This is a genomic window from Paenibacillus sp. SAF-068, from assembly GCF_051967555.1.
Lineage (GTDB): Bacteria > Bacillota > Bacilli > Paenibacillales > Paenibacillaceae > Paenibacillus.
Window position 1 is genome coordinate 2,260,619 of record NZ_JBQCJX010000001.1, and the last position, 26,220, is coordinate 2,286,838.

20 protein-coding genes are annotated in these 26,220 nt (G+C 45.4%); 15 read left to right on the forward strand and 5 right to left on the reverse strand.

Annotated elements, in window-relative coordinates; all coding sequences use genetic code 11:
* The first annotated feature begins 13 nt into the window (after positions 1–13).
* From ACTHPG_RS09875 to ACTHPG_RS09885, 3 genes are all read left to right on the forward strand, one after another.
* The gene (locus tag ACTHPG_RS09875; RefSeq protein ID WP_440390205.1) at positions 14–955 is read left to right on the forward strand and encodes an ABC transporter permease; all 942 of its coding nucleotides are present in this window, start codon (positions 14–16) and stop codon (positions 953–955) included.
* Positions 956–970: 15 nt separating this feature from the next.
* Positions 971–1,891 (forward strand): carbohydrate ABC transporter permease, encoded by a 921-nt coding sequence (locus ACTHPG_RS09880; protein ID WP_440389017.1) that lies wholly within the window; start codon positions 971–973, stop codon positions 1,889–1,891.
* A 98-nt stretch (positions 1,892–1,989) separates the two neighbouring features.
* Positions 1,990–4,251 (forward strand): glycoside hydrolase family 3 N-terminal domain-containing protein, encoded by a 2,262-nt coding sequence (locus ACTHPG_RS09885; protein ID WP_440389019.1) that lies wholly within the window; start codon positions 1,990–1,992, stop codon positions 4,249–4,251.
* A 101-nt stretch (positions 4,252–4,352) separates the two neighbouring features.
* Here the strand turns inward: ACTHPG_RS09885 and ACTHPG_RS09890 are convergent, their stop codons facing one another.
* Together ACTHPG_RS09890 and ACTHPG_RS09895 are read right to left on the reverse strand one after the other, a co-directional pair.
* On the reverse strand, positions 4,353–5,003 hold the full coding sequence (locus ACTHPG_RS09890; RefSeq protein ID WP_440389021.1) for a TetR/AcrR family transcriptional regulator: 651 nt from the start codon (positions 5,001–5,003) through the stop codon (positions 4,353–4,355).
* Complete coding sequence (locus ACTHPG_RS09895) at positions 4,990–6,192, reverse strand: MFS transporter (RefSeq protein WP_440389022.1); 1,203 nt, start codon at positions 6,190–6,192, stop codon at positions 4,990–4,992. The genes ACTHPG_RS09890 and ACTHPG_RS09895 overlap by 14 nt, the downstream gene beginning before the upstream one ends.
* A gap of 193 nt (positions 6,193–6,385) precedes the next feature.
* Here ACTHPG_RS09895 and ACTHPG_RS09900 point away from each other — a divergent pair, with 193 nt between their 5' ends.
* The 5 genes from ACTHPG_RS09900 to ACTHPG_RS09920 all read left to right on the forward strand — a co-directional run bounded on the left by ACTHPG_RS09900 (position 6,386) and on the right by ACTHPG_RS09920 (position 12,264).
* Positions 6,386–8,389: a glycoside hydrolase family 2 protein gene (locus tag ACTHPG_RS09900; RefSeq protein WP_440389024.1), complete on the forward strand. Its 2,004-nt coding sequence runs from the start codon at positions 6,386–6,388 to the stop codon at positions 8,387–8,389.
* Entirely contained in the window at positions 8,386–8,805 is a 420-nt protein-coding gene (locus ACTHPG_RS09905; RefSeq protein ID WP_440389025.1) for a DUF3237 family protein, read from the forward strand. Before ACTHPG_RS09900 ends, ACTHPG_RS09905 begins: the two co-directional genes overlap by 4 nt.
* Positions 8,806–9,036: 231 nt before the next feature.
* Positions 9,037–10,617, forward strand: a complete 1,581-nt coding sequence (locus tag ACTHPG_RS09910; RefSeq protein ID WP_440389027.1) for a histidine-type phosphatase — start codon at positions 9,037–9,039, stop codon at positions 10,615–10,617.
* A 184-nt stretch (positions 10,618–10,801) separates the two neighbouring features.
* A complete protein-coding gene (locus tag ACTHPG_RS09915) occupies positions 10,802–11,296 on the forward strand; it encodes an RNA polymerase sigma factor (RefSeq protein ID WP_440389028.1) in 495 nt (164 codons plus the stop codon).
* On the forward strand, positions 11,293–12,264 hold the full coding sequence (locus tag ACTHPG_RS09920) for a hypothetical protein (RefSeq protein WP_440389029.1): 972 nt from the start codon (positions 11,293–11,295) through the stop codon (positions 12,262–12,264). Before ACTHPG_RS09915 ends, ACTHPG_RS09920 begins: the two co-directional genes overlap by 4 nt.
* Before the next feature lie 90 nt (positions 12,265–12,354).
* Here ACTHPG_RS09920 and ACTHPG_RS09925 read toward each other — a convergent pair whose 3' ends face one another.
* Positions 12,355–12,921 carry a GNAT family N-acetyltransferase gene (locus ACTHPG_RS09925; protein ID WP_440389030.1) on the reverse strand — a complete coding sequence of 189 codons (567 nt, stop codon included), beginning with the start codon at positions 12,919–12,921 and terminating at the stop codon, positions 12,355–12,357.
* A gap of 34 nt (positions 12,922–12,955) precedes the next feature.
* Positions 12,956–13,831 (reverse strand): LysR family transcriptional regulator, encoded by an 876-nt coding sequence (locus ACTHPG_RS09930; protein WP_440390207.1) that lies wholly within the window; start codon positions 13,829–13,831, stop codon positions 12,956–12,958.
* A 108-nt stretch (positions 13,832–13,939) separates the two neighbouring features.
* Here ACTHPG_RS09930 and ACTHPG_RS09935 point away from each other — a divergent pair, with 108 nt between their 5' ends.
* The 7 genes from ACTHPG_RS09935 to ACTHPG_RS09965 all read left to right on the forward strand — a co-directional run bounded on the left by ACTHPG_RS09935 (position 13,940) and on the right by ACTHPG_RS09965 (position 25,281).
* The gene (locus ACTHPG_RS09935; protein WP_440389032.1) at positions 13,940–15,334 is read left to right on the forward strand and encodes an MFS transporter; all 1,395 of its coding nucleotides are present in this window, start codon (positions 13,940–13,942) and stop codon (positions 15,332–15,334) included.
* A gap of 399 nt (positions 15,335–15,733) precedes the next feature.
* Positions 15,734–17,098 carry a cytochrome ubiquinol oxidase subunit I gene (locus tag ACTHPG_RS09940; protein ID WP_440389034.1) on the forward strand — a complete coding sequence of 455 codons (1,365 nt, stop codon included), beginning with the start codon at positions 15,734–15,736 and terminating at the stop codon, positions 17,096–17,098.
* Positions 17,098–18,111 carry a cytochrome d ubiquinol oxidase subunit II gene (locus ACTHPG_RS09945; RefSeq protein ID WP_440389035.1) on the forward strand — a complete coding sequence of 338 codons (1,014 nt, stop codon included), beginning with the start codon at positions 17,098–17,100 and terminating at the stop codon, positions 18,109–18,111. Before ACTHPG_RS09940 ends, ACTHPG_RS09945 begins: the two co-directional genes overlap by 1 nt.
* Before the next feature lie 53 nt (positions 18,112–18,164).
* Positions 18,165–19,949: a thiol reductant ABC exporter subunit CydD gene (cydD, locus tag ACTHPG_RS09950; RefSeq protein WP_440390209.1), complete on the forward strand. Its 1,785-nt coding sequence runs from the start codon at positions 18,165–18,167 to the stop codon at positions 19,947–19,949.
* Positions 19,946–21,673, forward strand: coding sequence for a thiol reductant ABC exporter subunit CydC (cydC, locus tag ACTHPG_RS09955; protein ID WP_440389036.1), 1,728 nt, complete (start codon positions 19,946–19,948; stop codon positions 21,671–21,673). Before cydD ends, cydC begins: the two co-directional genes overlap by 4 nt.
* A gap of 217 nt (positions 21,674–21,890) precedes the next feature.
* Positions 21,891–23,507, forward strand: a complete 1,617-nt coding sequence (locus ACTHPG_RS09960; protein WP_440389038.1) for a helix-turn-helix domain-containing protein — start codon at positions 21,891–21,893, stop codon at positions 23,505–23,507.
* Between the two features lie 28 nt (positions 23,508–23,535).
* Positions 23,536–25,281 (forward strand): cache domain-containing sensor histidine kinase, encoded by a 1,746-nt coding sequence (locus tag ACTHPG_RS09965; RefSeq protein WP_440389040.1) that lies wholly within the window; start codon positions 23,536–23,538, stop codon positions 25,279–25,281.
* A gap of 39 nt (positions 25,282–25,320) precedes the next feature.
* Here the strand turns inward: ACTHPG_RS09965 and ACTHPG_RS09970 are convergent, their stop codons facing one another.
* Positions 25,321–26,211 (reverse strand): carbohydrate ABC transporter permease, encoded by an 891-nt coding sequence (locus ACTHPG_RS09970; RefSeq protein WP_440389041.1) that lies wholly within the window; start codon positions 26,209–26,211, stop codon positions 25,321–25,323.
* Positions 26,212–26,220: the final 9 nt, after the last annotated feature.

Sequence of the window (26,220 nt, forward strand, 5' to 3'; positions counted from 1 at the left end):
CTCCTTTAACTCGATGCCGCAAGCGCCGAGTCCGAAGGGAAAGAGAGCACACTCGTTTTTCAAGCGACTTGTGCAGCAACGAACGCTTGCCTGGATGTGTATTCCTTTTGTCATCTGGGCTTTTATCTTCAAGTACCTGCCGCTATGGGGATGGACCATGGCTTTTCAGAATTTCAAACCGGCGAGGTCCTTCTCGGATCAGCAATGGGTAGGCTGGCAACATTTTAGTACGTTATTTGAAGACAATACCTTCTACCGGGTGCTGCGCAATACGCTTGTCATGAGTTCCATTAAACTGGTGTTGGGATTTGTAACAGCAATTACACTGGCCCTCTTGTTGAATGAACTGAAAAATGTCATATTTAAACGCTTTGTGCAAACCGTGAGTTATCTGCCTCACTTTATTTCATGGGTTGTTGCCTCCAGCATTGTATTAACCGTACTGTCACCAGACGGAATTATCAATCTGTTGTTAATGAAGCTTCATCTAATTGACAGTCCGGTACTATGGATGGGGAAAGGTGAATATTTCTGGGGTATTCTGGGGGCAACCGAGGTGTGGAAAGATGTCGGGTGGAACACCATTATCTATCTGGCAGCAATTACAGCGATTGATCCAGCACAATATGAGGCTGCCGAGATTGATGGAGCCAGTCGCTTCAAACGGATGTTATATATCACATTGCCTGGCTTGAAACCGGTTATTGTGATCTTGTTGATCATGAACATGGGAAGTATTCTGGAATCCGGATTTGAACCACAATATCTGCTGGGTAACGGGATGAATATGGACTATTCGGAGAATCTGGACATCTTTGTGCTGAAATATGGATTAGGGATGGGGAACTTTTCCTTGGGTACAGCAGCAGGCATATTCAAAACTGTGGTCAGCTTCATCTTCCTTTTCTCCGCAAACTATATAGCGAAAAAAATGGGAGAGAGCAGACTATTCTAAAAGGAGGCCTATGCCATGCGAAAAGGAAACACATCCCGCTTGCGTAATAGCAGCACCGGGGATCGAGCGTTTGACACCATTAACATGATCTTCATGTTATGTCTGATGATTGTGACGATCTATCCCTTTGTTAATATGATTGCCGTATCCTTCAACAATGCGAACGATGCCATTCGGGGCGGAATATATCTATGGCCCCGTGTATGGACACTGGACAATTACAAATACATTTTTGGAGAATCCGATATCTATCACGCCACTCTGATCTCGGCCCTGCGTACGGTCATTGGGACCGTTGTCTCCGTATTCTGTACAGCCATGCTTGCATATACGGTTAGTCGTCAGGAATTTGTGCTTCGCAAGTTTGTTACGATGTTTTTTGTATTCACCATGTACTTCAGCGGTGGGTTGATCCCCGGTTATCTGCTGATTCGAGACCTTGGATTGATCGGTTCCTTCTGGGTATATATTATTCCGGGTGTAATCGGTGTATTCAATATGATTGTCATCCGTTCCTTTATTGAAGGTCTACCTGAAGGCATTCTGGAGTCAGCCCGTATTGACGGGGCAGGGGAGTTCACGACATTTATCCGCGTTGTCCTGCCGCTAACCATTCCTGCAATGGCAACCGTATCGCTCTTTGTAGCGGTTGGACAATGGAATTCCTGGTTTGATGTATTCCTGTACAACTCTTCCAATAAAGAATTAAGTACGTTGCAATACGAATTGATGAAGATCCTGCAAACTTCGACGACCTCAGCAACTTCATCAGCAAGTGATGCTTATCAGTCTGCGGAGAGCAATGCAACGGCGGTTACACCAACCTCGATTCGAGCGACGATGACCATTATTGCAAGTGTGCCCATTCTGATGGTGTATCCGTTCTTGCAGAAATACTTTGTACAGGGCATGACGATTGGTGGTGTGAAGGGATAGTTATGACCTGCATATCATCTCATTAAATAATTAAAACGCAACAAAATATACGGTAGTAGCGTCTATTCATCCATAGAATAGCAACAGGAGTGAAACAAATGCATGCAAAATGGATGACGATGATTGGTGCCGTTCTAGGCTCTATGCTTATAGGGGTGGGATCGGCAGCTGCCGAAGAAACCTTTGTTGATCTTAAGCATTCAAAGTGGGCAGAGGATGGCATCACTTACATGGCGAAACGGGGAACTGTAGCCGGATACGGCAATGGGATATTCAAGCCGGAAGCACTTGTAACAAGGGCACAAGCCGTCACTTTTATGGTGCGGGAGCTTTATCCAGATCAGCTTCAAAAAGCGGTGGAAGGCACAACCTATGCGGATGTTCCAACGACACACCCCTTCCATCGAGAAATTATGATAGCTGCCAAAAATGGACTTGCGAGCGGTTTCCCTAACGGAACCTTTCGTCCAGACGCACCGCTTAGCCGCGCAGAGACTGCGGCCTTCCTTACACGGGCATATTCACTCGCGGAAGGTAAGCATTCCGCAAAATGGAACGATACGGACTTGCATTGGGCAGCAGCACCTATTCTTATCATGAGTTCCAACGGTTTGGTCGGTGGTTATGCGGGTGCCACTTTCCGTCCGAATCAAGCTGTCACGCGTGCTGAATATGCCGTATTCATGGCGAGAGTCATTCGCTTCGAACGCGAAGCGGCCATTCGGACGCAAGATTGGGATAAGCTAATATCCTATATGACGGTAAGCGAGCAAGTGGGTCAGATGCTGATGCCTGATATTAGGCAATGGAACGGTAGAGCGACGACGACTGTTAATGAGGGATTGAAACGCAGCATCCATGATCAAGACTTGGGCGGACTTATACTTTTTGAGAAAAATATTGTCGATGTGAGACAGCTTACAACGTTCACATATGATATACAAAGAGAAGCAGGTGACATTCCGCTATTTCTCAGCATCGACCAAGAAGGTGGCGTGATTAAGCGAATACCAGGCGGAACGAACCTGCCAGGTCAGATGGCACTTGGTGCAACTGGGGATGCAACGCTGGCCGAGGCAGCAGGTCAGCTGACAGGGGAAGAGCTGAAAGCACTGGGACTTCAGATCAATTTTGCGCCAGTGCTGGACATTAACAGCAATCCAGATAACCCCATCATTGGTATGCGTTCGTTTGGCTCAAATGCGGATTTGGTAACGCGGCTTGGTCTGGCATCCATACAGGGCTTGCGTCAATCCGGGGTGATGGCAGCAGTGAAGCATTTTCCAGGACACGGAGATACGAAGGTCGACTCCCATCTCGGAATGCCGGTACTAACTCATAACCGCGAGCGACTTGATGCGGTAGAATTAAAACCGTTTCGGGCCGCGATTGAAAACGGGGTAGAGATGATTATGACCGCACATATTGCTTTTCCTGCCATCGATAACGAACAGGTCACTTCGCTCAAAGACGGTGAACGTGTGCCGATTCCTGCGACCTTATCGAAAAAAGTACTGACAGGACTTCTTCGCGAAGAGATGGGATATGAAGGGCTCATCATTTCCGATGCATTCACCATGAATGCCATAGCGGAGCATTTTGGGGAGAATCAATCGGTAGAACGCGCCGTTTCCGCAGGTGTTGATATCATCCTTATGCCAAAAGACTCAGCAGCGGCCCATCGAACGCTGGTGAATGCGGTGAACAATGGAACGATCAAGGATGAAACCATACATGCATCTGTGAAACGAATTATGGAGCTGAAAGCGAAATATGGTTTGTTTGAACGCAACCAAACTCTTGCGCAAAAGCTAAATCAGCTCAACGGTATCATCGGCTCGAAGGAGCACCGAGCGGTGGAGCAGACAATCGCAGAGCGAGCCGTCACCGTACTCAGCAGCCGTGAAGGTAAGCTTCCGGATCCCATTCAGCAAGGCGACCGGGTTGTTATTGTCGCAGCCGAGCAGGAACAAGCGAAACAGCTTGAAAAACAACTGTTGCAATCCGCTAATAACCTGTCGTTAAAGACTGAAATTTCAATTGTTGGACCAGGGAAAATGAATGAAACGCTAAAGGCAATGGGGAAGGCCGACTACGTTATTCTTGCTTCTTACCAATTCCGCAATGTAGCCAGCCAGTTCGGTTGGAGCGATTATCAAACTTTGATTAATGCAATGAACATGAGTAATCAGCGTTACACGCTGTTGTCACTTGGGAACCCTTACGAGATGATCTATTTGCAGAACGTGCGCTCAGGGCTTGCAGTGTATGGAAAGCAGGAGCCAAATACGTCTGCGGGGATCAAAGTTATACTTGGTCAACTGCAAGCTGAGGGACAGTTGCCCGTACAAACGGATTAAGGCTTCATTAAATGAAAAACAAAAAGACGGATTCCAGCATACGGAATCCGCTTTTTTGTTTTAAACTAAACGTTGATTTTACCGATCCATCTACCATGCCCTCATTGAGGTAGTTCCTCGCTACACACAAAATGGAGCAGCATCTTCACAAATTGCTCCGTCATCCGCATATCCAATGAATGATCCTGAGCAGCACGAATGGTTACCATGCGCTGGAGCATGCCCATCATCGTGGTGAAGATAAACTGAGCCAGATCGAGCGGAGGGGATGGATTCTTGATACTGCCGTCAACCATGCCTTGGGACAAAGCGCCCATCAGGAAATGCTTTTCTTTCCCGTTCTGGTTGAACGTATCATACACTTCTCTTAATTCAGGACTAAAATCATACATCTGATAGTTGATATCAAATAATTGAATAAACCGGATGTAGTCTGGATGATCCTGGGCATAAGCAATCCATGCATTCAACATGACCCTCAGTTGTTCTCGCCCGTTCATGTCCATCATCGATGCACGGCTAACCTCATCCGTTAGATGTTCAATCAGTTGCATCTGAATGGCTAGAAGAAGCTCATCCATTGACTGAAAATGTTTATAAAAGGTCACTCTACTAAGTTCAGCTTTCGTACATACATCCTTAATCTTCACTTGGAGCAATCCATATTTCAAAAAAAGCTCCTTACCTGCTGCGATCAAATCATCGCGATGTTTATTTCCCAATTGTTGATGCCAATTTTCATTCACTTGCATACCGTTGTCCTTTCTTTGAACGAAATGCGTTCAAGGTAAGTCCGAGAGAAGCGAGCAGCATAATTGCACCAAAAATATACGGGAAGTTTATGTTTTTGTCAAACAATAGTCCTGCAATCAGTGGGCCAATCACCGTTCCGAGACTGGAAAATGTCGTATTTAGACCTGATGCATAACCTTGCCGATCTCCTGCATTTTTGGATATTAACGTGCTGACCGAAGGTCGCAAAAATGAATTAAAGGCAAAGAATAACGCAGAAGCGAATAACAGAAAGACAAGGTTGACCTTAATTAACATTAACAACAAAGCTATGGGTGTGATTATTAAGGAGAGACGGATCAGCTTAACTTCACCAATTCTCTGTACGAACCAGTCCAAAAGCCAGATCTGCACAACGATACCGATAATTGCGCCCAAGGTAATAATGATGGAGATCGTTGCAGCGTTGAATCCATATTTTTGTTCAGCAAAAAGTGCGAATACGGTTTCATAACTCATAAGGCCAAAGGTCATAACGAGCAGCACAAGCAAGTATTTAAAATAGGGTACTTTAAACGAACTCCAGATTTTCTTACCCAGGTGATCTCCCTTTTGAAGTCGGATGGAGACAGTTCTTTTTTCCGGGGGAAGTGTCTCAGGCAGCAGCAGCGTCATGAATGCCGCAATCAGTCCCAGACCAGCGGCAAAGAAATAGGGCATGCGAATACCCATCTCGGCGATGAGCCCACCAAGACCAGGTCCGAGAACCATTCCCAAATTCATTGCTGCGCCGAAATAGCCCATGCCTTTCGCACGAGTCTCCGGTGTTGTAATATCAGCGACATAAGCAAGGTTCGCAGGAACCATTAAACCGAGGCTGATTCCCCCGATAAATCGTGCAACATAGAGGAACGGCAATGATGTCGATAATGCAAATATGATATCTGAAACAACAGACAGAAACATACCCGCCATGATCAACTTTTTGCGTCCAAATCGATCAGACAATTGTCCTCCCAGAGGTGAAAAGAAGAATTGAGCGGCACCAAATGCCGCTACGAGAAATCCTGCGACAGTGCCTCCCGCATGAAAAAGCTTCAAATACTCCGGCAATATGGGGATGAGCATGCCCTGCCCCAATAAAGCGATAAACAGATTTAACATCAGAATGAACAGTGGGAAGCGAATTGATTTTGGTAATGTACTCATGTACGTCATAATCTCCTTCATTTACATCATGTTAACCTTTACAGTATGTAAACCATTTTAAATGGTTTGATGGAGATATGTAAATCTTTTTTTGTCCCCAGATTGTCCATGACATTCAGCGGATGTTGAATGGCCCTACAGAGAAGTCTTCGATATCATATTGAAAAACAGCATGAGAAAGTGAGGAATCAGAATGAGTGCTAGAACAGTAGTTTTATTGGAAGAATCATGGTTGTTTCAGGCAGATACCGAGAATCAGGGCATGGAACTACAATGGTATGAACAAGGTCCGCCGCTGGGCGAAATCATTAATATCCCCCACACTTGGAACACACAAAATGGATTAGAGGAGTTTCGCGGAACAGGGTGGTATAGTCAGGATGTGTACGCTCCGTCGGCATGGAAGGGTAAATTGCTGCGTTTACAGTTTGATGCAGTTTATCGAGACGCGGTGGTATGGGTAAACGGTAAATGTGTAGGAGAACATACGCAATCGGGTTACACTCCATTTATTATTGAGATCTCAGATGCAGTTAACTTTGATACAACCAACCGAATCGTGGTATCTGTGAATAATGAAAATAGTTCAACGGCTCTTCCCTTGGGCAATAGCTTTGATTGGGCAGACGACGGAGGAATTATTCGTGGTGTATCGCTAGTGATTAGCGGTCGTACCGCAATAGACTATTCCAAACTTCAAGCTGTCCCTTACTTCACGGACGTTACGGATGGAACTCGCCCTCCATACGGCATGTTATCTGGTGAGATTTATTTGTGGGAGCAAGTACAAGAGTCTGAGTGTACATCTGTCCAACTGAAAGTGATGATTGCGTCTGAAGGAGAGTTGTTGACTTCGAATGAATGGGAACTGTCCGGCGATAAAAAAGTCTTAAGCTTTCGGGACATCAAGGTGGAAGGCCTTAAGTTATGGCATTTTGATCATCCCCATCTATACACGGTAACCATTGCTATAGACGCGGATGGCGTCCCTACAGACGAGGTATCCATAGCAATAGGATTTAGAGAGATTCGCTCAGAAGGAAATACATTGTTGCTTAACCGTGAGCCGGTTCGTCTCATGGGGGTGGAATGGATGCCCGGATCGAACCCTATGAGTGGCATGGCGGAATCGGTAGCGCAGTTGGAAGAGATGCTTCATCATATAAAACACGCGAATTGTGTAATTACCCGCTTTCACTGGCAGCAGGACAGCAAGTTGCTTGAATGGTGTGACCGTAACGGTTTGTTGGTGCAAGAGGAGATTCCACATTGGCAGACACCACAAGATCCGGATAATGAGTGGTTGAACATTTCAATAAAGCACGCCCAAGAAATGGTTCATCGTCATTACAATCATCCGTGTATCTATGCATGGGGTATCGGGAACGAGGTGAACGGACAGTCGGCTGTTACGGTTCAATATTTTGCGGAGCTCAAAACACGGGTGCACGAACTCGATGACACGAGATTTATTAATTATGTGTCCAATACTGTGCATGAAGATCCCGCTCAGGATGCCACAGGTGTAGGCGATATTGTGATGTGGAACGATTATATCGGAACATGGCACGGTGATCTGAACAGGCCGGAAATTATTAGGAATATCACCAGGAGTTTCCCAAATAAACCTCTTGTGGTAGCTGAATATGGACTATGTGAGCCTGCTTATGAGGGCGGGGATGATCGTCGTACACAGATCCTGGTGGAAAACACAAGGGAATACCGTAAGCATCCTGCTATTGCAGCACTCATATACTTCAGCCTAAACGATTATCGAACGCAAATGGGAGAGGAAGGCGAGGGCAGGTTGCGCCAAAGGGTGCATGGTTCCATGAGTTTAGATGGCACGCCAAAGCCTTCTTATGAAGCTTTACGCCAATTAGCTTCACCAATTAACGTCAACGTGGAGCTGAAGAAGGAGGAGTCCCAAGTTGTAGTCGCCGTGAAGAACCGGAATGACATTCCATGTTATCGGATATCGGGTTACACGCTGAAACTGGTTGACCCGCTGGGGGATGTCATGACTGAACTGATCCCGGATTTATCACCTGGGGAGCAGCATGTGTTTTGCTTTACCGACATACCCGAGAGGCGATGGAAAGAACTAATGTTAGAACTCATCAGACCCACCGGATTTTCTGTAAGCAGTGATTTGCTGTTAACATATCAGGAGCAGAGTGGAGGTGGAAACGCGTGAAATTAGAGGAATTGTTTACAGTACATGTGAACATTGAGAGATCATTTGATTTACAGAATAACGAAGATGATTCGGTTGTCATGATTACCTTTACAGGCAGCGTAACCGGAAAGTACTTTGAGGGAATTGTGCTGGGTGGAGGAGTGGATACACAGATCATCGGGAAGAATGGCGAACCGCATACGCTATCGGCAAGATACATGATTCAAGGCAAGGACTACACAGGACATGCCTGCAAAATTTATATCGAAAACAACGGAAACATCGATAAAACGCTAGAAACTGCTTTATTTCACACTTCTCCCAAAATGATTACGGATAGCAAGGCATTATCTTTTTTGAAAAGTGAAACGTTAGTTGGAGAAGGTCATTCGACGGAGTCCGGAGTCGATATAAAAATATATAGGACGTTATGATAACGAATTTGTTCATATGTATCGGATCATGATAGGCTGTAATGCAGATTAAGATTAAGAGTCGCTAAGGAGCGGCTCTTTTTTTCGTTTATGCGATTTTACGTCAATATTTATATGTATTCCTTTACATTTAATTAACAAAGGGTTGATACAGCGCAGACACTTCTCACCTATAGTATGATGAGCGAAAATAAACCAATATCAGGCAGACTAAGGAGAAGAATAATCAATATGATGATCAAAAAAATCGGAATTTCTGTAGTATCGCTCACCATGCTAACGTCTGTAAGTATGTTTGACGTATATGGTGCAGGCTCCAAACGCATGATCGAAGTTTCTGAACAATCGGCTAATGTAGTCGTGAACGGACAAAAGGTGGAGGGCGAATCATTTCTCTACAATGGGGTCACTTATGTGCCTGCAAGAGCGATAGGGGAAGCTTTGGGACAAGAAGTAGACTGGGATAATAACACCCAATCGGTCTTTGTCGGACAAAAAATCAACGAGAAGCAGGGATACCGCGGTACCAAAACGCCATATCCTTTTAAGGAAACAAATTATACCAAAGCTCCTGATGGATATGAGCCCGTATTTATTAACTACATAGGGAGACATGGTTCCAGACATCTATCCAGTTCCAAGTACGACAAGACGCTCTATGAACTGCTCGACATCGCTGAAAAAGATGGGCAGGCTACCAATCTGGGTAAAGAGCTGAAGAAAGAGATTGGCAAACTGATGAAGGTTGAAAAAGATCATTATGGCTTGTTATCCACTACAGGTGGAGAAGAGCTGAAAGGAATAGGAACCAGAGTCGGACAGAATTACAAAGAACTGTTTACATCAGATAAAAAAGTAATTGCGCAGGCCACCTTCAAAGATCGAACGCCTCAAAGCAGAGATCAGTTTATTGACGGATTAGAGGAAAGCTTGGGAGATAACAAGGTGGACATTCTGGCTTCAGCCTTTGAAGAAGGGAAAGATCCTTATCTGCGGCCTTACGATCTAGCGACAAAGTATAATGAATACGTTGAAGATGGAGACTGGGTTAAGTTATACGAGGATTATGTCACACAGAGCACGGGAACGCGTTATGCAAAAGATGTCCTTTTGCAATTTTTCACTGAAGACTTCTACAAGAGATTGAATTCGGGAGAGTTCGAGCTGAAGGATGAGAAAGGAAAAGTGAAACTGAGCAACCCAACCGAAGCGGCTTCTAATTTATACGAACTGTACATTATATCTTCGAATATAAAAGGAGAAGGTGACTTCGAATTCGGGCGGTATTTTACGACCAATCAGTTAAAATGGTACGAGAGCATTGATAATATCAATGACTTCTACGAAAAAGGTCCATCCTTAACTTCAACAGATCTGCCGCAGAATATCATTGCACCCCTGGTCAAAGAATTGATCGTGTCTACCGAACAGTCCATTCAGCAGAAAGACACGGCTGGTATATTTCGTTTTGCTCACGCAGAAACCATCATTCCACTATCTTCGTTCCTGGATATCGCCGGAGCTAATGTGAGTATCGATAAACCGCAGGATGTGACCCAAAACTGGAATGGTTCGGTTATTTCACCGATGGGAGCAAACATCCAATGGATTTTGTACTCCAATGGTAAGGATGTTCTCGTAAAGATGCTTAGAAATGAAGAAGAAATCGCGTTCCCGATCGAAACAAAGACCTATCCATACTATAAATGGGATGATGTGAAGACATATTACCAAAACAAACTGCAGAAAGTAGGCGTTGAGCTGGATAGCAGCTTGGAAGATAATATTGAGCTTTTACAGAAGAAGTTCTAGTCGGGGAAACGATATACGATTTAAAACAAGATAAAGACGAAGATGAAGAAAGCGACTCTATCCATGGAGCTGCTTTCTTTTTTTGCTTTTTAAATAAAATGGACAATTAAAAAAAATTCAAAACAAAATGTGACCAAATGCCGTCCTTAGGAGTGTTAGAGGTATAAAGGAGGGCATAACAACCATGCAGCGATCAGTGCCCCAGCTGGGCGATCATGTGATGAAAGTCTACGAGACATACGCGGATACACTGTTCCGGATTGCCATGGTGCACCTTGGCAGACGGGAAGACGCGGAGGAAGCCACTCAGGATACCTTCATCAAACTAATAGAAAAAGCCCCTACATTCAACGATGCAGAGCATCAAAAAGCATGGTTGATTCGGGTCATCACCAATCATTGCAAATCCTTATTAGGCAGAGGCTGGCGCAAACGGGAGGTCAAGCTGGAGGGGGTCGATGCTCTTACAACGGACAACCCGGAAGATCACGCGCTGATCGAACTCGTGCTGTCACTGCCCCTCAAGTATAGATCGGTGGTTCATCTGTATTATTACGAAGATTATGCAATTCGAGAAATCAGCGAGATTCTGGAGATTAGCGAGTCAGCGGTGAAGATGAGATTAAAGCGAGGAAGAGAGCTGTTAAAGCTGGAGCTGAAAGGAGAGGAACTGGAATGAACGAAGAACAATTCAAACAAAACTACAAGAAAGCGGTGGATCATATGAAAACAAACGAACAAATGAAAAAACGGGTAGAGCAAGCTTTGAATACGCAACATCAGGGGCCAAAACGTCAACGCAAACCATTATACATTGCAGCAAGTGTTGTTATCGCCGCCAGCATTGGCTTGGCTGCGCCGAGTGTATGGCAACAATTCAATGGACCCGCCGCACCAACTCCTCAGGTGGCAGAGGTGAGTCCGGGCGCGTCGTTTGATCCGATTGTGATTCCAAAGATGGAGTTGCCGGATTCACAGGGTAAAGGCGCGATGGCAGATATGATGCAACTGGTTGTGTATGGAGGGAACGTCTATACACAATCCCCAACATTGCTTGAAGGTGCAAATGCACTCAACCTGCGTGGTGAGAAGCTTGGCACAACAACTGGCGGCATCGATGAGCTGAGTGGTCAGGATAAATACACGGAGCTTGCTTCCAACATTGGAGAAGCAGACATCTATGCGGTCAATGGCTACGATAAGGACTTCCGCATCATGTCTTACACCGAGATCGATGGTCAGGTGTATGCTCAACTATTCGACAAGAACAACGGAATCAGCATCGGTAGCGGCGCCGACTTGATTGGCAAGCTTCATCTCGAAGGAAATATTGTTACAGGGCAATGGGAGACGTTTGAAAGCTGGAACAACGGATTGCAACAGCTTCAACCGTTAGCAACGGATGAAGCAATGAACAGCTTTATCGCATCGCTAAATGCGGCCAAACCGATTGCAACGAGTCCGGAATTGGAAGAGAACCTCTACGGCAAGGAAGATCGCAAGATCATCTACCTCACGCTGAAAGATACAACGCAAGTCCCATTGGTTCTGTTCGGTGAAGGTCTGGTTCGTTACGGTAATGTACCGGCATTCCTTGAAGTTGAGAAAGGTGCGTTTCAAGCGTTCTGGAACAGCCTGGGCGAGTAAGGTGAACACTGCCATACGAATGAATGGAGAAGAGCGAACAGGGCACGCAAGTGTGCTTTGTCCGCTCTTTTGATTGTAGGTGCGAGAAGGTCAATTAGAATTTTTATAATAGACCAAATGATCTGTCCACTCATCATTTTCGTGTATGAAACCTTTACGCACACATTCAAATTCCATACCAACGCTTTCAGCTAACTTTACAGAAGGGGTGTTGTCCAGATTAATATGGGCTTCTATTCGGTGGAAATTCAGATGATTAAATGCAATATAAAGGGCCGCATTCACTGCTTCTTTGCCATATCCTTTTCGCCAATGCTGATTATGGATGGTATATCCGAAGCTCCCCCATTGAAAGTCATCTCTTGCCAAGGTTGCAATATCAATCATACCCAGATGCGTACCATCTTCTTTTCTAAAGACACCAAATACATAAACGGCATCTGTACGCGCTAACTCCTGGTGTCGATCCACCAGATCATGAAACCAATCCGGTGTACATTCACGCATGTCCATTTTCCCTTTATCATGACGGTGCTGGGAGGGCAAGCGGCCTTCAAATTCATTCAACCAATTCGCATAATCGTCCTTCTGTAATGGTCTGATTACTAATCGTTCTGTCTCTGCAATATAATTAAATTTTTCTGCTTTTAAGTTCAAAAGTAATAACAACTCCTCTGGATTAAATTTTCCCTCAAGTCATAGCACCGAAATAGTTCATAACCACGTTGCGAAACTCCAAAGCTGCTTTTGAAATATACCTGTTTTTGTGTGAAAGTAGAGCGATCTCCCGAACGAGTCTGTGTTCCTCTACCTGAAGGTATTTAATGCGCTCATGCGGGTTTCTGGCTGTGCTGGGTATAAACGCAAGACCGATCTCCGCTTCAACAAGGGCTGTTAATCTTGCAGGCTCATCACCTTCATATACATATTTAGGTACAAAACCAACAGATTGACAAGTGGAATCAACCATATCCCGAACACCATAGCCTTGCTTGACCCCAACAAACCACTCATCCTGAAGATCAGCTAATTGAATGCTGCTTCGGTTTGCATATCGATGACTCATAGGAACAGCGACTACGATCGGATCATCGTATAGTATCTGACATTCGATATCTTCACCTTGAATCGGAGGGGAAGAGAGACAAAAATCCACCTCGCCCCGATGTAGAAGCCTGGACATGTTTTCTAACGAAACCATTTGCACATGGAACTGAATGTCTGGCTTACTTTTTCGAAACTCCCGCAGTATTCCTGGCAAAGTGCTTGCCGTAGTCACCGCCAATTGCAGTGTCCCGCGATCCGGGTTGGAGAGGTCGCCAATCTCCCGCTGTCCCTGTTCCAATTCAAATAAGGCCTTTTCAGTTCGGTGAAGAAATGTTCGTCCAAAGTCATTTAGTCTCAGCTTTCTCCCGATTCGATCAAATAAAGGGACTCCCAGGTCGTCCTCTAATCGTTGTATCGTTTTGCTCAGGGAGGATTGCGTGACATGCAGCTTGCCTGCGGCTTCGGTAACATGCTCGCATCGTGCCACCGTCAGGAAATATTTTAGTTGAAGAAGCTCCATTGGCACCATCCCTTCATTCCTTCTAGTTCATCAAATCATAACATACAATGCGTTGGAATGAATAAATGTTTTCGAGTAAAATGACAGCAGATGAAGGAGTGATACCCCATGAACGTTCGAAATAAAGGATTAATGTTAGCTGTTGGACTCGGAATTATGTTGAATCCGTTGAATTCCTCCATGATTTCTGTGGCTATCTCCAGGCTACAACAAGTATATCTTCTTGATTTTACAGCCGTTTCGTGGATTATTTTATCGTTCTACATTGCCAGTGCTGTTGCTCAACCCGTCATGGGCAGGTGTAGTGATCTGTTTGGTCGCAGGAAGATCTTCCTGATGGGTCTTGTTATTGTTTTCGTATCATCCATGCTTGCTCCGTGGTCTTCGAGCTTTTCGTGGCTTATCGTATTTCGGATTATTCAATCGATTGGCACAAGCATGATGGTGGCCGTAGGAATGGCGATTGTAAGAATTAACGTGACTGACAAGCAAGCATCCGCACTGTCCATTTTGGCGATTTTTCTTTCCGGAGCAGCTGCAATCGGGCCCTTTATTGGTGGAGTATTGATTCATTGGTGGGACTGGCACAGTATATTCATCGTTAATATTCCGTTTGTGATGGCAAGTTTTTTGTTCGCATGGAAAACAATTCCGAAGGACGAGTTATCCCCATCGGTCTCTGGACATATGTCCATTCGGCAATGGCTTATGTTAATTGATGCACCAGGCATCCTGTTGTTCATGGTAGCCTTGGTGACTCTACTTGTTGGTTTGTTTTCATTGAATTCCACAGGAGATCGTTCAACTTGGCATCTGCTGACAGGAGGGATCGGTATATTCGCACTCGTTATGTTCATCCGACATGAATTAAAAGCGGCCACGCCTTTCATTCCTCTGCGAACATTTGCCACATATCCCGAGATGACGTGGGTGAATATGCAATACATGTTGGTGAACATCCTTTTTTACGCACTTTTTTTTGGGGTTCCCACGTATTTGAAGCAGGTACGTCATCTCAATGAAGTTCATACAGGAATAAGTATGCTGGCTTTGGGATTATGTTCAGTCATTATAGCCCCGATCGCAGGGCGCTGGATTGACAGATCAGAATCACGGCCAGCTCTGATCGTATCAGCTTCCTTAATGACATTCGGGTCTATATTGATCGCCGTCATGAATGAAACTTCTCCAATGTTCATTGTCATTGTTACCTTAGCTTTATTTGGGATAAGTAATGGCTTAAACGCCGTTGGCATGCAAGCAGCTCTGTTCAAAAGCACACCCAAAGAAATGATTGGTGTCGCATCCGGTATTTTTAATACATCACGCTACCTGGGGACCATCTTATCGTCGCTATTGATTGGGATGGTCATGGGAGATACATTCAATGTGACAGGATTTCAGGTGCTGGGAATCATCCTTACGGTATTAGCTGCATCATTGATCATTATGAGCGTGCGCAGCGAGGCTGGTGCGGTGAGTCCCGAACAAGTCAGCAAGTAATAAAGCAAATTGCCGTGCAATAGCACGGTTGCACCCAATGAATCAATAGCTCCATTGGGTGTTTTTTTTGTTTTTCACCAAGTTGTCAGAAAGAGTTGATCCTTTCTTGAACGTTTAGGGTAGAACACGTGTCATGGATTGAATTAGTAAAAAATAAAGATATAATAATTTTGATTAATAGGCTTGGTTAGTACTTTAAGTGCATCAATATCAGATTTCACTAAGCATGCAAGGTTCATTTTAAACGGGAGCGAGCAGGAGTAAACACATTAAAGGTGTGGCAAGATATCGTCATATCTAACTTTGTGAAATTTTTCGCAACTTTGCATTGAGCTTGGCAGAAGCTGATATTGAATGTTTCGAAATTTGAACTGAGTTTGAAGGGAGACAGTATCACGAATGGCTATTGATACGGTGTTATGGAGCAGACTGGTGACTGGCTTGACACTCGGGTTCCACGTTATTTTTGCAACGCTGGGTGTCGGTGTACCTTTGATGATCGCTATCGCAGAATTCATCGGTATTCGGAAGAAGGATCACCACTACATACTTATGGCGAAGAGGTGGTCCAGAGGGTTTGTCATTTCTGTGGCGGTGGGTGTCGTGACAGGTACCGCCATATCACTGCAGTTGGCCCTGGTATGGCCGAATTTTATGAAACTGGCCGGAAATGTCATTGCACTGCCCCTATTTATGGAAGTGTTCGCGTTCTTTTTTGAAGCGATCTTCCTGGGTATCTACTTGTACACGTGGGATCGGTTCAAAAATCCCTATATCCACTGGTTGCTGACTATACCGGTTGTTGCCGGGGCAGGCATGTCTGCTGTTTTTATTACAACAGTGAACGGATTCATGAACCAGCCTGAAGGTTTTGTCATGGAAGCAGGGCAATTCATGGCAGTGAATCCCGTGCAAGCAATGCTGAATACGGCGACGTTCTCCAAGGTGTTCCACGTGCTAAGCTCGGCCTATCTGACAGGAGCTGCTCTGTTAGCAGGAATTGCAGCCTTTGCGATGCTGAGAAAAGGCGTGTCGGCCTATCACAAGAAAGGCTTAAACCTGATGATGGCGGTTGTTCTGGTATTCAGTTTATTAAATTCCCTCGCGGGAGATGTATCTGCCAAGTTTTTGGCTGAGCATCAGCCGGAGAAACTCGCAGCTGCCGAGTGGCATTTCGAGACGGAAAGCGGCGCGGACTTAATTTTATTGGGATGGCTGAATGCAGAACATGAAATTATAGGAGCCCTCCATTTGCCGAAAGTACTCAGTTTCCTTGCCTTTGGAGACTTTAACGCTGAGGTAACCGGGCTGAACGAATTTCCGCCTGATGAGCACCCGCCATTACTTGTGCACTACTTGTTTGATCTGATGGCTGGAATAGGTTTCGCTCTACTCGCTATATCCAGTCTGTACTTCCTGTTTGTGTTCTGGAAGAAACGAAATCAGTTTAACAAGTGGATGCTTCGTATGGTTGCGCTCAGTGCACCGCTCGCTTTTCTGGCCGTTGAGATGGGTTGGTTCTATGCAGAGATCGGTCGGCAGCCATGGATCATTCGAGGTTATATGCGCGTAGAAGAGGCCGCTACTTCTTCGCCGAGTGTAAGAATTTTATTTTTCGTCTTCTTGCTTCTGTACATCGTGCTCGGCGTCATCTGTGTTCTCGTGCTGAGACGGTTGTTCAATAATAATCCAGCCGAGCTTGAGATGGAGAAATGGTTGAAGGAGAAACATGATCAATCAGCTGAGAAAGGGGACAAAAGCTGATGAGTTATGAGTTAATTGGGATATCGGTACTCTGGCTGTTCTTGTACGGCTATCTTATTGTAGCTTCCATTGATTTTGGAGCAGGTTTTTTCGCCTTTTATGCACGCCTGACGAAGCAGGATCACCTGATTAATCGTCTGATCTCCCGTTATCTATCACCGGTCTGGGAGATCACCAACGTATTCTTTGTCTTTTTCTATATTGGTATCGTCGGATTCTTTCCAGATACGGCCTATTATTATGGTTCCGCGCTGCTTGTTCCGGGAAGTATTGCCGTCATTTTGCTTGCCATACGTGGGTCGTTCTATGCTTTCGAGAATTATGGTTCCAAAAATAACATCGTATATCTGTTTTTATACGGAGCTACAGGGTTACTTATTCCGGCGTCGTTGTCAGTGGCACTGACATTGTCTGAAGGCGGCTTTATTCTAAAGCAGGGGGACAGCGTTTCCCTGGATTATTGGGCTCTGTTTACGAATCCATTATCATGGAGCATCGTTGGACTCGCCATCGTATCCGTATTGTTCATTAGCGGATCATTTCTTACATTTTACGCTTCTCGGGCAGAGGATCATGCGGCATTAAAACTGATGCGTAACTATGCTCTGTTCTGGAGTACACCGACCATTATTCTCGCGCTGACTGCATTTATATATTTGGGTCAACACAATGAGCGTCATTTTCAAAATATGATGGATTTATGGTGGTTACTGGCGCTATCCGTTGCATTTTTCATGATTGCCATGTGGCTGTTGTATAACGGACGCCGCTACGGATTAGCTTTTATCTGCATCATGCTGCAATTTTTCACAGCCTTTTTTGCATACGGGATTGGACAATATCCTTATATTCTTGATCCATTCATCACCATTCAGAGCAGCGCCACACCACCAGCGATGGGGTTCGCACTCGTCGTTGTGTTTATCGGAGGTCTGTGCCTGTTAATTCCATCACTTATTCTGGTCTTCAAACTGTTTCTGTTTGATGCGGATTATGTGAAAGGGAAAAAATAAAGGAGGAGCATTCTGTGAAGAGGAAAGCCAAATCCAATCTGATCTCGCAGCAAATGTCTTTACAACGAAAAAACAGGCTTCTCCTTGCGATCATCTCGCTGGCATTGGGTGTAGCTATTGTGAGCCAGGCCACATTGGTGGCCGAAGCAGTGCAGCGAATCTTTGTAGAGGGAGCTTCCTTCTCATCAGTGATGCTGTTGCTTGGACTATTGCTAGCTGTTATGGCTGTACGCACACTGTTGACGTATGGTAACGGGAAAGTGGGCTTGCATATGGCAGCCCATGCCAAGACAAATATGCGAGCGTTGGTGTTGCGGAATCTGACCCGCGCTTCCATGCCTTCAACCCTTCATGGACAGACTGGAGGAAAGGTCAGCATTGCGCTGGATGCTGTGGATGAAGCCGACAGTTATTTCAGTCAGTACATGCCGCGTATGATGGAAGCTGCGATGATCCCGATACTGATTCTGATCGTTACGTTTACGCAGCACGCCAATACAGGCTACATCATGCTGTTTACAGCGCCGTTTATCCCGCTCTTCATGATTTTGGTGGGACTCAAGACCAAGAACAAATCCGAGGAGAAATACGCGCAGCTGGCTGAGTTTTCCGGTACATTTCTGGATTCGCTTCAAGGGCTGGTTACGTTGAAAATATTCGGACGGGCTAAACGTCAGCAGCAGGAGATTGAACGCAGCAGTCTGGGGTATCGTGATGCCACCATGGGCATTTTGAAGATTGCCTTTACAAATACGTTTATGCTGGAATCGATCGTCATGTTAAGCATCGGTATTGTGGCGCTTGAACTGGCTATTCAGTTACTTGTGTTCAAATCGATGACCTTTCATACGGCCTTTCTCGTGTTGTTACTCGTCCCTGAATTTTACAGTCTGTTGAAGAATACGGGAACAGCTTTTCACAGCGGACGAACCAGCATGGGGGCCATTCGCAAGGTGGAAGAGATGCTTAAGGAAACCAATATCATGAGCACGCCAACGAAGCTTGAAGAAGGTTCCGATCAAAGTGAATTAACCGATGTCGATGTAACAGCACATGCAGAAGAACTCCGCAAAGCTCGTGCTGAATTGATTCCGATGCCACCATCCATTGAACTGGAGCATGTCCGGTTCCAGTATGCATCGGATTCCTTTGGACTTGAGACTGGACAGGTCTCGATTGGACCGGGAGAACAGATCGCTATTGTAGGCAAAAGCGGTTCAGGTAAAACCACGCTGCTTCATCTCATTGCCGGTTTGCTGAAACCAGATTCGGGAGCAGTTCTGGTTAACGGAAGCAAGCTATCGCAGCATGATGAAACTGCATGGTTTGAGGATGTTAGCTATATTACACAGCATCCGTATATTTTTGCAGGTACCTTTGCAGAAAATATCTCGATTGGTGCAGGTCGAAACGTCTCCAGAGCTGAAATAGAACAGGCGGCAGAGGAAGCAGGACTAGCTGGCGTTGTCGCTCAATTGGAACAGGGATTGGATACCTTTGTTGGAGAGGGTGGTCGGGGGCTATCTGGTGGGGAAAAGCAGCGACTTGCCTTGGCACGTGCTTTTCTGAAGAAACCAGCCGTTATTTTGTTCGACGAACCCACTGTTGGACTGGATCTGCACACGGAGCGGGTACTGCAACAATCCATTGCGTTATTAGCCAAAACGGCCACGATGATTACGGTGGCACACCGTTTATATACGATTCAACATGCAGACAACATTTTGTTTATGGACAATGGGCTGTTGGTGGATTCAGGACCTCACCACGAGCTTCTTGTCCGCTTGCCTCAATATGCCGAGATGGTGGATGTTGGGCGAAAAGGAGGGTTAGCATGAATGAGCTGACGATACTATCGAAAGCGATGATTCAGGAGCGCAAGGATATCTTGTTTTCGATTTTGGGCGGATTCATCGCCGGCATAGCAGGGGTAGCGCTCTTTTCCGCGAGTGGATACATGATCTCGCAAACGGTATTTGCGCCTCCGCTATACACCTTAATTGTGCTCACCTCGATGGTTAAACTGCTCGGTTTTCTTCGAGCGGCGAGTCGTTATGCAGAACGTTTGTATTCCCATAGGGCGACGTTCTCCATGCTAAGCCGTTTGCGGACATCCTTTTTTGCCAAACTCATTCCGATAACGCCGGGTATCTTGAACAAAAACCGAAGCGGAGATCTGCTTGCGCGGATCGTGGGTGATGTGGAAAGTTTGCAAAATTACTTTTTGCGCGTCGCATATCCACCGATCATTGTTGTTATGGTGTTTTTGGCTACCATGTTGTTCACTTCGGCTTTTTCAATCTGGATAGCGTGTTTGCTGGTACTCGGCATGCTGATCACGGCATTTGTTGTACCAGGCATTGTCTTGTTGGGTCAGCGAAAAATACACGGACGTGTCCGCCAGCAACGGGCTTTGCTGTCCACGGAAGTAACCGAAGTGTTGTATGGTTTCCGGGACCTGAAAGTATACGGTCAATTGGAACAACGTGAGCAACAGCTTCAGCAGGCTTCCGCTGCATTGGCAATAGAACAGAAACAAGCCGCTTCGCACTTGCTGCGAGGGCAGTCCATGCACGTTTTTGTGACATATCTCGTGACATGGGGAGTGCTGGCACTGAGTGCTTCTTTAATTATGAATGGAGTGTTCGCCGGTGTATTCCTCGCCATGCTGATCCTGGCTACGCAGACCGTGTTCGAAGAAGCTGCGGCAATGGCAATATTACCTCTATATAAGCAAGATAGCGAACATGCAGCTCAGCGACTGTCGGAAACGGTGCCGACCTCCGATGTGCAACTTGTACAGCCAAGCGGTGAAGTGTCAGCCGATCATACGGTTTCGATCGAGTTATCTCATGTTACTTTTCAATATGAAGGGGAATGGAGACCGGCACTAAAGGAGTTATCCCTGCAACTTGCTGCAGGCTCCAAAACAGCGATTGTTGGGCCGAGCGGGTCAGGCAAGTCAACGATTATCGATGTGCTACTCAAGCTGCGAACACCAACGTCTGGTGATGTACGTTTAAACGATGTTTCGGTGCAGGATCTGAATGAGGAGAGTATATGGCAACGGGCGAATGTTGTGTTGCAGCAAAGTCACTTCTTCCGGGGAACCATTCGGGATAACCTGCTGCTGAGTGGAGAAGAACATACGGATGAACAACTGCTGGCTGTTCTGGATAAAGTACAACTGACGAATAAGTTGTTGACTGACATGGTGTATGAAAAAGGGGAGAACCTGTCGGATGGCGAGAAGCAGCGGCTGGCTCTTGCACGCGCCATGTTGCGCAACGGACGTTTATGGCTGCTGGACGAACCGACTTCTTCTCTGGATTACGTCACAGAGCAACGTGTATTACAGCAGCTTATGGCGCAGGCATCCGAAGATACACTGCTTCTAATCTGTCACCGGCTGACCGGATTGGAAGAGATGGATCGCATTGTTGTCATGGACCAAGGCAAGATTGTGGAGTCCGGTTCTTTCTCCGAGCTGATGGAGCAAAAAGGATATTTTTATGAAATGAAGCAAATTGAACGACAAATGATTGGGGACACCGGGGCGTGAAAATGTAAGAAGAGTCCTGCTCATGGTGTCAGTCGTACTTCAGAACAGGCTAAAGAATGGTCACTGATAGTATCGTCAGTTAGCCGTTCTTTAGTCTTTTTTGTTCGCTAATTTAAACTTATATAGGATTCTCGCCAACAAAAGGTTCGCTAGACTCCTTCGCAAGAGTTCGTTTAATGGTAAAATATTTAAAAATGGTCCATGTTGGAGGATACGCATGTATAAACTGATGATTGTCGATGATGAATTGCTCATGCGGGTTGGAATTCGTTCCATGCTGAATTGGGAAGAGTACAATTTCCATGTTGTTGGTGAAGCTGGGAATGGTAAAGAGGCATTGAGCCTTGCACTTGAAATGATGCCTGATCTAATTATTACAGATATCAAGATGCCCATTATGGATGGGCTGCAGCTTATACAAGAGGCGTCCGGCTTACTGAAAACCTGTAAGTATGTCATCCTGAGTAATTTTGACGAATTTCATTATGTGAAAGAAGCACTAAAACTTGGCGCTTCAGATTACTTGATTAAGAGCGAGATCACGGAATCCTCCCTTATTGAGCTCCTGAGCACAGTTGGACAGAAACTGCAAAGCGAACATGTTCATCCAACCAACTCATCCTCTATCGCACAGGATTATTCCAAGAGCCTAAGATATTTAAAGGATAGTTTCTTCCAGGATGTTGTAAGCGGATTCATAAGTGGAGAGGATATCGTCTCCAAAGCAGAAGAACTGCAATTTCGTATCCATTCGGACCAGCTCGTCGTCATCAAGTTCATCGTGAACTATTACGAGGACGCGAAGAGGAAATATGTCGAGAAGGGGGAAAAGCTGCTCCGATTTTCAATTCTTAATATTATGGAAGAGATCATTCCTTCGAAGTGGGAGAAAGAGATTTTTGTTGAAAGTTCTTCTGAATATTGGGTAATCGTCAATGTACATCCTGAGAGCCAATCTGTTCACACCGATTTAAATAAACTATGTAACAAATTGCTGTCTTCCATCAAGGATTTCATGAATCTGTCGCTCACGGCAGGGGTAAGTACGATGGTTTCCGGCTTCCCTCACATTAAAAAGGCCTGCCAAGAGGCGGAAATGGCTCTACAACATGGGTTCTTCACAGGTAGCAACCAGGTATTGTATTACGAGTATAGGGTCCAATCCCCAGATCGACATGAAGTTAAGGGGGCTTTAAGCCCGCAACAAGAACGAGATTTGTTGAAGTTGTGGGTAAGCAAAGACATCAAAAAAGCGGAGGGATTCCTTGAAGGCATCCGATCCAATCTGGAACAGCTACGAGCGGATGAGAACAGCATTCGCAAGCAATATATCATGGTCATGGAGACCATTCACTCCCATCTATCCCGAGCTGCGGAGAGAGGTACCCCTTCCTTAACAGAGAAATCGCCATATGAAATCGTTCTAAAGGGGGAGTATTGGGAGGATATCCATCAAGATATGCTTGCTCATATTGCGTATTACTTCCAAACCGATTCCCAAATCAAACAGGAAAGCACCTACACCGATCTTGCGACTGAATTGATCGACAAGTATTATGCGGAGGATATCTCCCTGCAGAGTATCGCTAACCAAATCAGTGTTAATCCGTCGTATTTAAGCCGAGTGTTCAAGCAGGAACGGGGAGAGAACTTTATCACGTACTTGACCCGAGTTCGAATTGAACATGCCAAAGCCTATCTATTGAGTAGAGGAATGAGAGTATATGAAATAGCGGAAAAGGTAGGCTACCATAATTACACGTACTTCAGTAAGATTTTCAAAAAATCGGTAGGTGTTACTCCTGAGGAATATCGAGAGTTACAGCAGGGATGAATGTAATCGGTGAATAGAGGTGCAGCATATGAAGCATGTTCGGCCCTTCCGAATCAAGTACAAAATTATGGTGATCTGTATGACGGTCATTATCCTGCCGGTATTGGTGATGACAATCAATTCGTATTACTCCTCAGAGCGGTTACTGGCACAGAACTATACAACGTTGCTAACCGATCTGGCCAAGCAGACGAATATTCGCATTGACGAGTTCCTCAAGGAGATTGAGAAAATTTCATTGTTAGCCAGCAATGGCCTCAGTGACAATCTGTCTGCAACTCATGAAGGGAGTTTTCCGATCCAGGATTTCCTGCGAGAGGGTGATGAACAACATGAGATTGCCGCGTACAATATTCTGATGAATTATATCATGATGAAAGATCGGGTATTCTCCATCTACCTCTACAATATGAACGGAGGGCAAGACCTTTTTGTCAGTCCACATCAACCCATTGATCCAAACTTCAAAGTAACGAACGAACTGTGGTTCAAAAAGTTCATGCATGATAATGATCGAACCATTACGCTCACAACACGAATCGACGAGCAATTGGAGAATAAAATACTGGCAGTGTCACACGCTCGCAAAATTCATGATGTGTCTAGTGGGGAACTGCTTGGCGTGATCGTTGTCAGCATTGATATCAAATTCATCGAGATTGTCAATCGAAACTTGCAGGAAGGGTTACGCTCCAGATTCATGATCGTTGATGAGGATGACAAGATCGTATACAACGTGAACGAACGATTAATCGGGACTTTGTTCCGGGACAACGTTCGTCCACCTGAATCATTAAATGTCGTGGTGACCAGTCCCCTTAGTCAGCAAAAATGGACAACTTACTTGTATATGCCTTTGGATGAGCTGACAGCGGATGGAAAAATATTGGGCCGTAATCTGGTGACTCTCGCTATAGTCATTGTTCTTTTTGCTGCCGTCATATCCATTTTTCTATCTCACGTGATCACAACTCCCATTAAAAAACTGCTACGGAATATTGCCCTAGTCGAGAAAGGTCAGTTTGAACAAGTCGAACCTATTGACTCACGAGACGAGATTGGACATTTATCCATTCGATTTAACAGAATGTCCCACGAGCTAAAGCGGTTGGTCGAACGGGTGCAGCAGGAAGAGATTGAAAAAGCCAAGGCGGAGATGCGTGCGCTGCATGACCAGATCAAGCCTCATTTTCTGTATAACACACTTGGGTCGGTGAAATGGATCGCCTCGATGCAACAAGCTGACAAAATCGTGGAAATGACCGATGCCCTAATCTCGATGCTTCGCTATGCAACAAAATCCGATGGAACTCTCGTCACAATTCGTGAGGAACTCGATAATATAACCAATTACGTAACGATCCAGAATGTCAGGTACTACGATTGTATTCAGATGAGATATGAGGTAGAGGATAGAGTGCTGGATTATCGAATGCCCAAAATGATCCTGCAGCCCATTGTGGAAAATGCAATTTTTCATGGTCTGGCCGAACTGGAGGAAGACGGAATCATTACCATTCGGATTCAACTGCGGGTGGATGAAGTTGTAATCGAAATCTGTGATAATGGCGTGGGTATGGATGATCATACCATGCAGAACCTAATGGAAGAAAAGTCTGGTGCAGGTACAGGAGCCAATGGGATTGGTTTGCATAATGTACAGCGTCGAATTCAACTTCATTTTGGAAAACCTTATGGAATACAGGTGGAAAGTAAAGTAGGTGAAGGTACCAAGTTCTCCATTCTGCTGCCTGCCATCTCAGAGTATAGGTAGTATAAAAGGGCTCGCAGTAATAACTGCAAGCCCTTTGGTTTACCCCTTGACGCTTCCTAACACCAAACCCTTGGTAAAGTATTTCTGTAAGAACGGATACACGAGTAAAATGGGAATAGCACCCAAGAACATTTGAGCTGCGCGTCCCGTTCTGGCGTTCATCATGGACAACAGCTGCGTGTAATCTGATCCTGATTTCAGCATGATTTGCTCAAAGCTCTGCAACAGGGTCTGGAGGTAGCTTTGTAATGGGTAATTGGCTGGATTGTTCATATAGATAATGCCATCGAACCACGAATTCCAGTGGGCCACGATACTGAACAAACCAACGGTTGCGAGAGCTGGCTTGAGAAGCGGGAGGAGTATACGAAGCAATACCTGTACAGGGCCAGCCCCATCGATAATGGCTGATTCTTCAATCTCCTCGGGCAACCCCCTAATGAAATTCATGAGGATGATCATACTGAATACGGGGAGAGCCCCAGGCAGGATCAGAGACCATATGGAATCGATCAGCCCCATTTTGACGACAACGAGATAGGTTGGAATTAGTCCTCCACTGAATAACATGGTTACGATGAAAAATCCCATATAGATATTACGCCCCATCAATTTTTGCTTCGATTTGGAGAGGGGATAGGCCGTGAGTACGATCAGAACCAGATTCACCAAAGTCCCGATAACGGTTCGTTGAATGGCTACCCAGAGAGAAGAGAAAAAGGAACCTCCCGTTAATGCAAATTCATAGGCCTTGGTTGTAAATTCCACTGGCCAGAACGTAACACTTCCCGCAGAGACGGCCGCACTGCTGCTGAATGATACAGCTAACAGGTTAATAAAAGGCAGGATACACAGGAGAGAGATCAGAAGCAATATGATGTAGTTTAGGATAAGAAACACCCGCCTGCTCAGACTTTTGTCATAGATCATAGTATCAGT

Coding starts and splice junctions, on each gene's coding strand:
- ACTHPG_RS09900 (WP_440389024.1), top strand. CDS start 6,386: ATGAGTGCTAGAACAGTAGTTTTATTGGAAGAATCATGGTTGTTTCAG.
- ACTHPG_RS09910 (WP_440389027.1), top strand. CDS start 9,037: ATGATGATCAAAAAAATCGGAATTTCTGTAGTATCGCTCACCATGCTA.
- cydD (WP_440390209.1), top strand. CDS start 18,165: ATGTCTTTACAACGAAAAAACAGGCTTCTCCTTGCGATCATCTCGCTG.
- cydC (WP_440389036.1), top strand. CDS start 19,946: ATGAATGAGCTGACGATACTATCGAAAGCGATGATTCAGGAGCGCAAG.
- ACTHPG_RS09920 (WP_440389029.1), top strand. CDS start 11,293: ATGAACGAAGAACAATTCAAACAAAACTACAAGAAAGCGGTGGATCAT.
- ACTHPG_RS09940 (WP_440389034.1), top strand. CDS start 15,734: ATGGCTATTGATACGGTGTTATGGAGCAGACTGGTGACTGGCTTGACA.
- ACTHPG_RS09935 (WP_440389032.1), top strand. CDS start 13,940: ATGAACGTTCGAAATAAAGGATTAATGTTAGCTGTTGGACTCGGAATT.
- ACTHPG_RS09880 (WP_440389017.1), top strand. CDS start 971: ATGCGAAAAGGAAACACATCCCGCTTGCGTAATAGCAGCACCGGGGAT.
- ACTHPG_RS09885 (WP_440389019.1), top strand. CDS start 1,990: ATGCATGCAAAATGGATGACGATGATTGGTGCCGTTCTAGGCTCTATG.
- ACTHPG_RS09895 (WP_440389022.1), bottom strand. CDS start 6,192: ATGAGTACATTACCAAAATCAATTCGCTTCCCACTGTTCATTCTGATG.
- ACTHPG_RS09970 (WP_440389041.1), bottom strand. CDS start 26,211: ATGATCTATGACAAAAGTCTGAGCAGGCGGGTGTTTCTTATCCTAAAC.
- ACTHPG_RS09890 (WP_440389021.1), bottom strand. CDS start 5,003: ATGCAAGTGAATGAAAATTGGCATCAACAATTGGGAAATAAACATCGC.
- ACTHPG_RS09965 (WP_440389040.1), top strand. CDS start 23,536: ATGAAGCATGTTCGGCCCTTCCGAATCAAGTACAAAATTATGGTGATC.
- ACTHPG_RS09945 (WP_440389035.1), top strand. CDS start 17,098: ATGAGTTATGAGTTAATTGGGATATCGGTACTCTGGCTGTTCTTGTAC.
- ACTHPG_RS09930 (WP_440390207.1), bottom strand. CDS start 13,831: ATGGAGCTTCTTCAACTAAAATATTTCCTGACGGTGGCACGATGCGAG.
- ACTHPG_RS09960 (WP_440389038.1), top strand. CDS start 21,891: ATGTATAAACTGATGATTGTCGATGATGAATTGCTCATGCGGGTTGGA.
- ACTHPG_RS09915 (WP_440389028.1), top strand. CDS start 10,802: ATGCAGCGATCAGTGCCCCAGCTGGGCGATCATGTGATGAAAGTCTAC.
- ACTHPG_RS09875 (WP_440390205.1), top strand. CDS start 14: ATGCCGCAAGCGCCGAGTCCGAAGGGAAAGAGAGCACACTCGTTTTTC.